Annotated in this window: 11 protein-coding genes; 8 read left to right on the top strand and 3 right to left on the bottom strand. The window is 62.3% G+C overall.

Translation table 11 applies throughout. The annotated features are described in order from the left end of the window. The first annotated feature begins 35 nt into the window (after positions 1–35). The 8 genes from ACH9L7_RS15595 to ACH9L7_RS15630 all read left to right on the top strand — a co-directional run bounded on the left by ACH9L7_RS15595 (position 36) and on the right by ACH9L7_RS15630 (position 9,820). Entirely contained in the window at positions 36–764 is a 729-nt protein-coding gene (locus ACH9L7_RS15595; RefSeq protein WP_396611603.1) for a PGF-CTERM sorting domain-containing protein, read from the top strand. A 106-nt stretch (positions 765–870) separates the two neighbouring features. Continuing rightward, positions 871–2,631, top strand: coding sequence for a S8 family serine peptidase (locus ACH9L7_RS15600; RefSeq protein WP_396611604.1), 1,761 nt, complete (start codon positions 871–873; stop codon positions 2,629–2,631). A 164-nt stretch (positions 2,632–2,795) separates the two neighbouring features. Then, positions 2,796–4,991 carry a hypothetical protein gene (locus ACH9L7_RS15605; RefSeq protein WP_396613298.1) on the top strand — a complete coding sequence of 732 codons (2,196 nt, stop codon included), beginning with the start codon at positions 2,796–2,798 and terminating at the stop codon, positions 4,989–4,991. A gap of 30 nt (positions 4,992–5,021) precedes the next feature. Beyond that, positions 5,022–5,753, top strand: coding sequence for a hypothetical protein (locus ACH9L7_RS15610; RefSeq protein ID WP_396611605.1), 732 nt, complete (start codon positions 5,022–5,024; stop codon positions 5,751–5,753). A gap of 104 nt (positions 5,754–5,857) precedes the next feature. Then, the gene (locus ACH9L7_RS15615) at positions 5,858–7,129 is read left to right on the top strand and encodes an arylsulfotransferase family protein (RefSeq protein WP_396611606.1); all 1,272 of its coding nucleotides are present in this window, start codon (positions 5,858–5,860) and stop codon (positions 7,127–7,129) included. 75 nt (positions 7,130–7,204) lie between these two features. Further along, entirely contained in the window at positions 7,205–7,756 is a 552-nt protein-coding gene (locus tag ACH9L7_RS15620; protein ID WP_396611607.1) for an NUDIX hydrolase, read from the top strand. Positions 7,757–8,011: 255 nt separating this feature from the next. Then, positions 8,012–8,968, top strand: a complete 957-nt coding sequence (locus ACH9L7_RS15625) for a hypothetical protein (protein WP_396611608.1) — start codon at positions 8,012–8,014, stop codon at positions 8,966–8,968. A gap of 78 nt (positions 8,969–9,046) precedes the next feature. Continuing rightward, complete coding sequence (locus ACH9L7_RS15630) at positions 9,047–9,820, top strand: lysostaphin resistance A-like protein (RefSeq protein ID WP_396611609.1); 774 nt, start codon at positions 9,047–9,049, stop codon at positions 9,818–9,820. Positions 9,821–9,859: 39 nt separating this feature from the next. On the opposite strand, the gene ACH9L7_RS15635 is transcribed toward ACH9L7_RS15630, so the two are convergent. From ACH9L7_RS15635 to ACH9L7_RS15645, 3 genes are all read right to left on the bottom strand, one after another. Then, entirely contained in the window at positions 9,860–10,339 is a 480-nt protein-coding gene (locus ACH9L7_RS15635) for a cupin domain-containing protein (RefSeq protein WP_396611610.1), read from the bottom strand. 143 nt (positions 10,340–10,482) lie between these two features. Further along, positions 10,483–12,030, bottom strand: a complete 1,548-nt coding sequence (locus ACH9L7_RS15640) for a methyl-accepting chemotaxis protein (RefSeq protein WP_396611611.1) — start codon at positions 12,028–12,030, stop codon at positions 10,483–10,485. A gap of 3 nt (positions 12,031–12,033) precedes the next feature. Continuing rightward, a complete protein-coding gene (locus ACH9L7_RS15645) occupies positions 12,034–12,309 on the bottom strand; it encodes a hypothetical protein (RefSeq protein WP_396611612.1) in 276 nt (91 codons plus the stop codon). Between the last annotated feature and the right edge of the window lie 51 nt (positions 12,310–12,360).

Raw genomic sequence — 12,360 nt, forward strand, 5'->3', positions numbered from 1 at the left:
ATCATATGAAATCACGACACGCGAACAGTCGACGCATGCCGACCACGGCAGCGGTGGCGCTCGTCACGCTGCTCGTCGTCACCGGTGCCGCAGGCACAGCAATCGCATCTCCGCCGTCACCACCGCATCGGTTCTTCGGAACTGTCGAAGACGACGGCGACCCACTGGCCGGAGCCACTGTCGAAGTGACGTACGAGGGCTCGGTCGTCGCATCCAATACGACCGACGACGACGGGTACTTCGACCTGAAGGTATCTGAAGAGCACATCAACACGAGCGAGGAGCGAACGGTGACCATCACCGTCCGCGATGCATCGAAGGAATTCGAATGGGAGTCGACGGGGTCGACCGAAGTGAACTTCGTCCTCGGCGACAGCGACGGCGGTGACGGTGATTCCGGTGGTGACGATGGGAACACTGGCGGCAGCGGTGGCGGCGGTGCTGATGACGACAGCGGTGGTAACGGTGGCGGCGCGGACGAGCAAACGACGACTGCCTCCACGAATACCTCGACGGCTACGAGTACACCAACGGCCGCCACTACGGACACGTCGTCGCCAACAGCTACCCCCACGACGGGTGCGCCGGAGCAGTCGACGAACGAATCGTCCCTCACGAATGCGACGACGGCGGCGGAAACGACACCGGCGGAGTCACTGACGGCCGACGAAACGACGACGGGAACCGGCGTTCCCGGGTTCAGTGTGAGCACCGCACTGACTGCCGTTCTCGCGGCGGCGCTGTTCGCACTCCGAATCGAGTAGCCACGCGACCCATCCTCGGTATTTTTTCGGACGACGGCGTGCGGTACCGTCAGTAGTTGGCATGAACTTCGGTAACAATAAATATGTTTAGTATTTGCTATGTCACATGGGTAAAACACGTCGAAATTTTATCAAGACTACCGCGGCCGCGGTCGGTGGGTTGTCGGTCGCAACGTCGCCAGTTGTTGCAACCGGCGTCCGTGAGAATCAGTTCCTCGTCGATACGCGTTCGGCACCGTCGACGGCGTGGCGCGAGGCGGTCGAAATCGTCGACGAAGCCGACACCGTCGGCTTCGCGTCGGTCAACGGAGACGAAAGCGACCTCGAGGGCTACGGACTCGACTTCGCACCTGAAATCGAACTCTCCATCGAGCCACCGGAAATCGAAGGTGTCTCACCCGATTCGGTCCCGGAGAGCACCCTCGAAGACGGACAGTTCGAAACGACAGACGAAGTCGTAGACGAGATTCCCGAGCCACACCCCGTTCAGTGGTCGAAACGCAGCCAGAACGTCGAATCCCTTCACAACGTGGGCATCACGGGCGAGGGTGCCACAATCGCCGTTGTCGACTCCGGAATCGACGCGAGCCACCCGGACCTCGTCGTCGACACAGAGCGCTCCGGTAACTTCTCACTCGACGATTCTATCGGCACGAGCGACAACAGCAGTCACGGGACGCACTGCGCTGGTATCGCCGCCGCAAACGGGAATCGCGTCTCCGAGGACGGCCCGTACGTCGTCGGCGTCGCACCCGAGGCCGTCCTCTTGGACATGAAGGTGTTCCCGTTCAAATCCAGCGCCTCGATTCTGAGCGCCGTGACGACCGCCGTCGACAACGGTGCGGACGCGATTAACCTCAGCCTCGGCCCGGGGAGCCCTGGGTGGCCGAGTATCAGCCAGCACCTCAGTGTCAAATCCTACCGGCGTGTCGGGGAGTATGCCCGTGACAACGGCGCGATACTCGTCGAATCTGCCGGCAACGACGACACGAACATCGATGAATTCGAGCCGCAGATTACGAACACCGGAAAGGGAAGCCATCCCGGTTGGTTGACGGTGTCGGCAACTGGGCCACGCTCAGACGTGGACAGTCTTGACGAACTGCCGGCTGATTCAGATGGCGATGGGAAGCCGGACTTTGGGTCGACTGCGCCCGAGCATACGCCGTCGAGTTACACGAACTACGGACCCGAGTCAGTCGACGTGAGCGCTCCCGGTGGAAACGTCCGTTCCGGTGGGTCGCTGTTCGATGGCGTGATGAGTACGCTCTCACCGAAGGTAGACGGGTACGGATTCATTCGTATCGGACCGGGGGGAGGGGCAGGTCTCTATGGTGGTTCCGGGATGTACGGAACGCTCCACGGGACGAGCATGGCTGCCCCCCACGTCACGGGACTTGCCGCACTCATTATGGCAGAGTATCCAGACGCGGACCCCGAGCAAGTGAAAGCACACATCAAGAATACGGCGAACCACGCCGACACCACGTACCCGGATGTCGACTACTTCACGGACGAACCAACCGACGAAGACGATTACAACGACTACGAGTTAGAAGACCCGTACGATTCGAAGACGTACCGCGGTGCGGGGCACATCGACATCGAGCGGGCAGGACGCAAATCGGTCCCGTTCCCGGGTGGAATCGAAGTCGACGGCACCGTCTATTTCCCGACTGACCCCGACGATGACGGCATCTACGAGGACGTGAACGGCGACGGCGTCGTCGATATGAAAGACGCCGAGTTACTCTACCAAATCGCGCTCAAGGAGACCGTCGGTTCCGGAGCGACGGCATTCGACTTCAACGGTGACGACCGGTTCGACATGCGGGACGTACAGGAATTGGTTCGGGAAATCGAGTGAGTTCGCTCCTGCGACGTTCGGGCGTCGGCGGGGTTTCACCGAGGGGCACAAGAGCTATACTTTGCCCTTGGTTGCACCCGGTATAGCATGCCCCCTCGCAACCCACATGCACTCCAAGAGTGGCAGACAGCCGGATGGTCCGTCGCGCTGTCAGCGGTGAGACGATGACCGACCGACCGGCCCTCCACCGACGGACGCTCCTCGGCGCACTGGCGACTGCCGGGCTTACATCAGTCGCCGGATGTTCGGCCCTTCGGGGCGGAGCGGACCAGTCTACGTCCGGCGTCTCGGACGACACCGCCCGCGAACTCGCGGCCCGGTTCGCACCGATGCTCTACTTCGACGAGCACGAATCGTGGTTCCCGACGGACCCGCGCCGCTACACCAGCGAGCGAGACGGCGAGACGGTAGTTGATGGATTCGACGCCTTCGACGGATACCACGCTCGAATCGCCGAGACCGGTGAGCGGGCACCCGACCCGACGGTGTTCTACAACGTCGTCCAGTACGGCGACTCGCCCCTCGTGGTCGTCCAGTACTGGCTATACTCGGCGTTCGACCAGTTCACGACCAACTTCCACTGGCACGATTGGGAGGTACTGCACGTCTTCGTGGACGTGGGTGGTGGCAACGGTGACGACGGAACCGACAGCGCTAGCGATGGCGACAGTGCCAGCGATGGCGCAATCGACCCCGAATCCGCCGAACCCCAGTTGTACGTCGCCAGTTCGCATTCGCGGAAAGTTCCCAACAACGAGTTCCTCGACCCGGACCCCGAACGCGTGCCGCGCATCCTCTCGGAACTCGGGTCCCACTCCAGTACCCTCTCGCTCAACGACAGCCACGACCGATTCCAGCGAGTCCCGTCTGGAGACACGTTCGCCGACATCACCAACCGCGCCCTCGAACGTCTCGAAGACCTCGCGGAACTCCCTATCGCCTACGGCTTGCCGCGGGACGAGGGGGCGGTGCTCCCGTACGTCATCCCGGAGTTAGACGGCAAGCCGATTTACGAGGACGACCGCCTCCCGTCAGTATCGCGTGACGCCCTCGTCGACGAGTCACTGACCGTCCGGTCGTTCGACGCGCTGTCGTCGCCACCGGCCGACCTCCCGAAGCGTGCCACCGGAGTAGTGTTCGACCACGAAGCACGCGACAGCGACGCCGACGTGGCGTACACGCTCGTCCCGACGAGCGAAGTCGAATCCATCGCGGACTTCGTCGGGACACAACTGAGCTTCGAGTTCGCCGTGCCGCAGTTCGCCGAAGACGCCATCGCGGGTCACATCACGACGACGAGCGCGCCGTGGAGTCAGCCTCGGTACGAGAACCCGGCCGAAGACATTAGCGAACCAATCCACCGGGCCGCGCTGGCCGAGCGATACGATGCCATCGGCGACCCGCCGGCCGTCAACACGCTCTTCGTCCAAATCACCGAGGCGGTCACGACCGAGGAAGCCCCCGAGGACGAGGGGCTGACGACGCAGCAGTCGACAACCGAATCGGTCGTATTACTCGAAAGCGACCCCGAGGCGGTGCCGACGTTCGGCGGGGCGGCGGTACTTCGAGACGTCCCGTCCGGCGAGCACCGACTCACCGTCAACGGAGCGGGTCGTGCGCCCCACAGCGAGCAGGTACGTGTTGACGACGCGCTCGTAACTGGCGGTGTCGAAGGCGAGATTCCGCTCGTTGCGCGCGAGTCGGCGACCAAACTCGAAGTCGATGCCGACGGGGCCGACAGCGACCTTTCGGACCTCGCGCTCGAAGACGACTTCGCTGGGCGACTGTACGACGCACCCGTGACTGGTCCCGACGCCGTTTACGTCCACAGCGGCGGTGCGTACACGGTCGAAGTCCGCGACACCGACGACGAGATTGGGGCGTTCCGCGTCAACCCCGACCCGGCTGCTGGCTCCGACACTGAGTCGGACGCGCCACCGAGTGTTCGCATCGACAAGCCGAACACCGGGAAAGGGTCGCTCGCGTCGTTCCTCGCCGCCATCGCCGAGGAGACACAGTCTGCCGTCGAAGCCGCCGGGAACCAAACCGAGGACGGAAGCGGGGAAAACGGCGGACAGCAGTCGGATGGCGACGGGGCTTCAAACGCCGTTCAGGGACTCGCACAGGCACTCGCTGCCGTCGCGGAAGCAGCCCAACGTGCCGCAGAGCGTGCCGAAGCGGGCGACCGCGGGCAGGCCGACGCGAGTCTCGAAACTGTCGCGTCGCGACTCGACCGGGTCGCTGAGCGACTGTCGGAGGCCCGAAGCGACCTTCCCGGTGGTCTCTCGCGAGCGACCGAGCGTCGACTCCAGCAGGCACGCCGCCGGACCGAACAGGCGCACACCGCGAAGAAGCTCTGATTTATTCCGGTCCGCCACCTCCACACGACGATGACTGACGCTCTCCCCTTCGACGTGACCAGCGTCGAGGACGTTGCCGCCAACCGCGACGAAGTCGTCTCGGCGGTCCGGTCCCACGCCGGGACAATCGCGCGCGAACTCGCTATTCTCCAAGGTGGTGACTACGGACAGGAGACGTTCAAGACGCGCCGCGGAACGTGGACGCTGAAGTACGAAGCGGGCGCGCTCCAGTACCTTCGGTTCAAGGGCAAGTCCGGCGGAGAGACGTACGTCGTCTCGACGAAGCAACCGCCCGAACCCAAACCGCTGGCGACGGCGATGCAGGACTATCCGGCGTTCGTCGAATCGTACAACGACCACGTCGAATCGCTCGATGGCGTCCTCGACGACGTGCCGACCGAGTTCCCGGCTATCACGACGACCGAGGAAATCGTCTCCGAGCGCGACCAAATCGTCGCGACCATCCGCGAGCTTTCGAACACCATCGCCGGGGAATTGAACCGCTTCGACGGCGAGTACGGTACCTTCGCACAGCGTGTGAACGGAACACGCTGGGAACTGAAGTGGGACGGGCCGCAGGTGTCCTACCTCCGGGTCGGCGGCGAAGGCGGCGTCTATCTGGTCTCGCAGTACCAGCCACCGTCTGCGCCGGACGTGCGCGAACTCGCGGACGGGTTCGCCGGGTTCGTCGAGGCGTACAACGAGTACGTCGAGGAGTTGGAAGCGGACCTCGCTACGGTGTCGTTCGAGGATGCCGAATGACATGTCTGTCACTCGCCAAAATATGACACACCGCGGTGAAGCGAATCCATCGCCCACGCCGTCTTTCCGAACGCTTATCGCTCCGGTTTCGTACATCAATACCGATGGCGAGTGAATCGAACGGACGAGCGGGAATCGCGCTCGTCCTCGTCGGTTTCGTAGTCGTCGTGGCGACGCTCGGTCTGGGTGCGGCCCTCGCGCCCGACATCGGTGCCGCGACGACGAACACTGACGACGCACGCGATGAACGAATGACTCTCGTCGGGTCGCAGGGCGGCGGTCCCGGTCTGCACGAAGGCGGGAGCGTCTACCTCCTCAACGACACGAACATCTCGTGGCGCGTCGCCGACGCCGACAGTTACTTCGACGTGACGAAACTGGAAGATGGGCGTATCGCCGCGGGCTTCATGCACAGCGGCTACGAAGCGTGTGGGCCGTACGAATCACCGTGTACGCACACTGGGTACCGAATTATCGACCCCGACGCCGAGGGCGGTCCGGCAGTCGTCGAGGAGTGGAGTTTCCCCGTCCGGACGCGCGCGAACAGCGAGGTCCACGACGTCGAGGTTCTCGACTCGGGCGAGATTCTCATGACCGACATGGACCGCGAGCGCGTCTTTACGGTCCGCGACGGCGAGGTGACATGGCAGTGGAACGCCTCGTCGATGTACGACGCCCCCGCCGACCCGACCAAGACCGACTGGCTTCACATCAACGACGTGGACGTTATCGGTGAGGACCGGTATCTCGTCTCGGTCCGGAACGCGAACCAGTTGGTCATCGTCGAGCGCGGTGAGGGCGTCGTCGACGTAATCAACGAGGACGACGACGGCGACGGCAAGGGCGACCCGGACGTCATGCTCCGCCAGCACAACCCGCAGTGGTTGGGTGACGGTGCGGTTCTCGTCGCCGACAGCGAGAACAATCGCATCATCGAACTCCACGAGAACGATGCGGGCGACTGGGAAATCGCGTGGTCGGTTCACAGCGCCGAGGGCGTTTCCTTCCGCTGGCCGCGTGACGCAGACCGCTTGCCGAACGGCAACACGCTCATCACCGACTCAGCCAACCAGCGTATCGTCGAAGTGAACCAATCCGGTGAGGTTGTCTGGAGTGTCAAGACCCCGCTTATCCCGTACGAGGCAGAGCGCCTCCCAATGGGTGAGACCGTCGGGGGACAGCGCTCCGACGCGACACCAAGTGCGGCCGTCGAATCCAACGAGATTCCGGTCCTCTCGCCGCTCCTCACGGGGGTTCGAGCGAGCTATCCGCTTCCGTACTGGCTCGCCGAGAGCCACCTCGCGGGCGTCCTCCTCGGACTGTGTTCGGTGGGCTTCGGCAGCGGACTGATGGTGCAAAACCGATTCGACTGGTAGCCCACAGGTTTCGCGCCCCCCGCTTTTCCGGCCCTGACCGCGACGTTTTTGCACACACCGCTGTCACGACACAGTATGGCAGACGACGACCTCGCGTGGGAGACCACCGACACGCGAATCGACTACTCCTGTCCGGGATTCGATATCCGAATGGACGACGTGCGACTCCCTGACGGCACGGAGACCGACTTCCACTACGTCGAGGAACCGCCAGCGGTGGTGATTCTCCCCTTCACGCCCGACGGCGACGTGGTCGTCATCGACGAGTGGCGGCAGGCGGTCGGACGGACGAATCACGGACTCCCGGCCGGTGGAACCGAACCGGGTGACGATGACTACGAGACCGCCGCACACCGCGAACTCACCGAAGAGACGGGCTACGTGGCCGAAACCATGGAACCGCTCGTGACTATCGAACCGGCGAACGGCATCGCCAACTCGGTGTTTCACTATTTCGTCGCCCGCGGATGCGAACAGGAAGGCGACCAGTACCTCGACTTCAACGAGAGCATTCGCCCGACGACGGTCGCCTACGACGAGCTAGTGGAGTCGGTGACGTCCGGCGAAATTCGCGACGGGCGAACCGTGCTCGGCGTCCTCCACTACGAGTTGACCCAGCGACGCTGAATCCTCGTCGGTGAGAGGAGGCGCTGTCGCTGCCGGGGTCACACGACTGAGGGACCCGGAAACGGCCGTCTAACGAATTTCTCCAGACGGGGGCGATGGGCAATCACGTAGCCGTAGAGCTGCTGGATTCGAAAACACACCTAAAATTTGATATTACTCAACGTCGTGTCTACGTGTCAACTTGCAGAGCATTGATGGAGGTGGAGGAAGTGTTCCCGAGCGCCCTACGGACGCGTATGGGGGAGACAATATCAAATGAATGCGAAAAAAGTACTCGACGGCCTCCGCCGGAACTGGAACGACCGACATTGGTACACGGATGTCTTCAACAGGTACGTACCCCGGTATTACTACCAAGAGGTGGTGTCTAACGATGGAGACTACGTGGTAGAGCAAGACTGGGACACCCTCCTCATCCTGGATGGTTGCCGGTTCGACCTGTTCGAGGAGGTGTATCGCGGTGACTATCAGACGGCCCTCGGTGGCACGCTCGAAACGTTCACGTCGAGAGGGAGCGCCTCGACAGAGTTCCTCAAGGAGAACTTCCACGGACGCGAGTTGAACGACGTCGTCTACGTCACCGCGAATCCGTTCGTCTACCAGATTCCCGGCGACCCGTTTCATTACGTCGACCACGTCTGGATGGACGATTGGGACGACGAACTCGAAACCGTCCGTCCGGAGACGATGGTCGAACACGCACTCGAAGTCCACGAGGAGTATCCAAACAAGCGTCTCATCGTCCACTTCATGCAACCGCATTATCCGTTCATCGGCGAGTTCAGACTCCCCGACGACCGGGGGTATCTCGGAGCGGTTGCGAAGTCGCTCGACAACGACGTTCCCGACGTGAAACTCGTCTGGGAACGCCTTCGCGATGGCGATGTCGCCGAGGAGGATGCCTGGCGAGCGTACCGGGACAACCTCGAACTCGCACTCGACGAAGTCCAGGAACTCGTCGATGTACTCCCCGGCAAGCACGTCATCACCGCGGACCACGGAAACGCACTCGGCGAGTGGTCCGGCCCATTCCCGACCAGAGTTTACGGACACGACGATTACCTCCACATCCCGGCGCTGGTCGACGTCCCGTGGCTCGAACTCCCCGCGGACGAACGCCGAGAAATCACGACCGGCGAACGCCAAACGGAAGCGCGAGAGTATCAAGATGAGTCCATCGAACGGCGTCTCGAAGCGCTCGGCTACCGGTAACCCGTAGTTTGTGCCCCGCACGCGATTCGACGACCGAGGCGGGAAGGATTTTCACGACAGGGGTCCTATCACTCGCTCGTGGCTACTACGACGCGCCTCTTCGATCCGATTTGGTCCCTCGCTGCAGCGCTCATCGTCGGTGGTGGCGGGTTGCTCGTTGGGACGGTTCTCGTCATCGCGACGCAACTCGCGGCGGTGAGCGCCGGCATCGAACTGACGCCCTTTACCGTCATCGTGATGTCGCTCATCCTCCTGCAAGGCATCGCGTTCGGCGGTGTCGCACTTCTCTATGCGAAATTCCGTGGATTCGGAATCGACCACTTCGGCGTCCGAATACCCTCGGTACGCGACCTCGCTGCAATCGTGTTAGGGTACGTGATGGCGCTCGGTGCGGCGTTCACCGGCGCGCTCTTGATTTCCTCTATCGGCGTCGAAGCCGGGTCGAATCAGGTCACGGAAATCGCCGCGAAGGACCCTGAAGTCCTCCTGCTTCTCATTCCGGCATCGTTCCTCCTCATCGGCCCGGGTGAAGAACTCCTGTTCCGTGGCGTCGTCCAGAACCGCATCCGGGAGTCGTTCGGCCCCGCGGCGGGTATCGCCCTTGCGAGCGCCATCTTCGCCGCCATTCACTTCGTCGCACTGACCGGCGGTGCGAGCGCCCGACTGGTTACCATCGGCATCCTCTTTTTCCCGAGTCTCGTCTTCGGGACGGCCTACGAACTGACCGACAACCTCGTCGTCCCGGCGCTCATCCACGGGACGTACAACGCGACGTTGTTCACCATCGCCTACATCGCGTTCAAGTTCATGGAGATGAACCCCAACGGAGTGCCGACTGGGCTGTTCTTCTGAGGCCCTCGTTTTTCGAGTTTACAAACCCGGTGTTCGAGTCTACAACTCTCCTGACTCGAACTCTGCATCGTCAGTGTCGAAAAATCCGGAGTACGAACTGTCGTCGGTGCTCCCCGGTGGCGACCCGACGTACACGCCGACTTTGTCGATATCGGGGTGCAGCGTCACGTCCGGGTCGTGCATCGTCGAGATGGCGAGATATCGAAGCGGTTCGTCGCCGTCGTTGACGACGCAGTGCGCGCCGGACTCGTCGGCCGGACAGGTGGCGTAGTCTCCAGCGCGGAACGCGTACGTCTCGCCGCCGAGACGGAGTGTGCCGGTTCCGGAGAGGACGTATAGTGCCTCTTCGTTCGCCGCGTGGTAGTGATACGACCACGGCTGACATCCCGGCGGGAGTTCGTAGAGACTGCACCCGAGTTGGTCGCCGCCCGTGGCTTCGCCTAGCTGTTTTTGCTTGAACGCTCCTTCGACCCCCTCGTGTTCGACCCAGTCGAGGTCGGACTGGTTTCGAGGTTGCATACGGGCCGTTCAGAAGGTTCGATGAAAAGTGTTCGCCGTCGGACAAACGACATCCCGAAGTCGGGATGGGAGTCCGGTGTTGGCTGGTCGCGCCGGGTGTGGGCAGCCTCGCCCGGTTAGTTCAGTTGGCCGGCCTCGTCCGGTTAGTTCAGTTGGCCGGCCTCGGTGTCACCGTTCGACAGTTGTGCTTTGGTCGGCGCGGCCGTGGGATCCGACTGGTGGTCGTCAGCCACGTTGGTCGGCGCACGATTGCTGGATTCGAACTGGCCGACGAGCGACTGGAGTTGCTGTGCGCGCTCCGACAGCGACTCCGAGGCGGACGCGATTTCCTGCGTCGCCGCGGTCTGTTCTTCGGCCGCGGCGGAGACGTTCTGTGCCTCCGTGGCCGCCGTGTCGCTGAGGCTCGTAATGTCGTCCATCGTCGTGACGACTTCCTGCGTCGATTGGGCCTGTTCGTCGGTGGCGCTGCTTATGGACTGAATCGACTCGTTGCTGTCTTCGATTTTGTCCACGATTTCTTCGAGCGCGTCGACCGTCTCGCCGACGGTTTCGCGGCTTGCTTCGACTTCCGCCCGCGTCTCGAAGGTGTCTTCGGCGACACTCTCGGTCGATTGTTCGATGTCGCGGATGAGCGACTCGACTTCCTGCGTCGCTTCTGCGGTCTCTTCGGCGAGCGTCTTCACTTCGCTCGCGACGACGGCGAAACCTTCGCCCGCGTCACCAGCGCCTGCCGCCTCGATAGAGGCGTTGAGCGCGAGGATACTCGTCTTCTCGGCGATGTCGTCGATGAGTTCGACGACTTCACTGATTTCCGTGACCGACTGTTGGAGCTCTTCGACTTCGGTGACGGTCTCTGCGGACCGTGATTCTAACTGCTCCATCTTATCGATGGTCGAACTGGCGGCGTGGCGACTCTCTTTGGCTTGCTCGACGGTGCGCCGCGACTGTCTGGCGATTTCCTCGGACGAAGAGGCAATCTCCTCGATAGTCGCCGAGAGGTTCGACAGTTCGGACTCCGCGGAGTTGAGGTTCCGGTGTTGCGTCTCGTTGCTCGCGGAAATTTCTTCGATACTCTCTGCGACATCCACGCTCGTTACCTTCACCGCGTTCGCGCTCGAGGTGACTTCCGAACTCTCTTCGTCGACTTGTTCTGCGAACGACTGTATCTGGACGACGACAGACTCGATGGCGTCCAGCATCTCGTTGAATCCCTCGCCGATGCGTTGCATCGAGGCGTTCTGACTCGTCGCGTCCACCCGGACGGTCAGGTCTCCGGCTGCGGCGTCTTCCATCGCCTTGCCGTACGCCTCGGCCTGCTGTTCGAGGTCCGTGGTGAGCGCGTCGAGCTCTTTGCGCTGGGCTTCGGCTTCCTGACTCTTCGCTTCCGCGTCCGCGAGAAGGTCTTTCATGTCCTCGACGATTGCGAGCGTCGCCGTCCCGCCGATTGCGAACACGGCAACCGTCGAAGTCATCAACGGACTCGTCACGAGGTTGAACGTCTCTTCGTAGAGCCCGGCTTTCTCGAGTGCGAGACTGAACGTCCACATCACACCGAGGATGGACCCGAACGAGAAGGTGAGCCAGAAGGGAGACTCAGCGTCGCTATCGCGGTAGTTGAGCCACCCCAGACCAGCGGCACCGACGAAACCGAGTGCACCAATTGCGTCGAAGAGTGGAGCGAGTGCGACCATCTTCTACTCACCCGCCGTGATGACTTCCTGCCGGCGGACGTACGCCGCCGCGAGGAACGTAACGCCCGCCAGGCCGATTCCCAGACCGTGTTCGACGAGGTTCAACACTGGTTCGAGGACGAATACTTCCAGATTCGTCGCCAGCATCCCCACGACCAGCAACACGTAGCCTGCGGTGAACAGTTTGGTCTCGTCTTTGTACTGCGTGACGACCGGGACGAGTCCCACGAGGGACACGACCAGCCCGGTTAGTTCGAGTGGTGAGAGTTCGGCCAACATCGTGCCATTAGTTACAGCAACCTATTTTTAAATCAGTCGTCCAAATATTCG

The sequence above is a fragment of the Haloferax sp. S1W genome (assembly GCF_044593955.1).
In the GTDB taxonomy this organism is placed as follows: Archaea; Halobacteriota; Halobacteria; order Halobacteriales; family Haloferacaceae; genus Haloferax.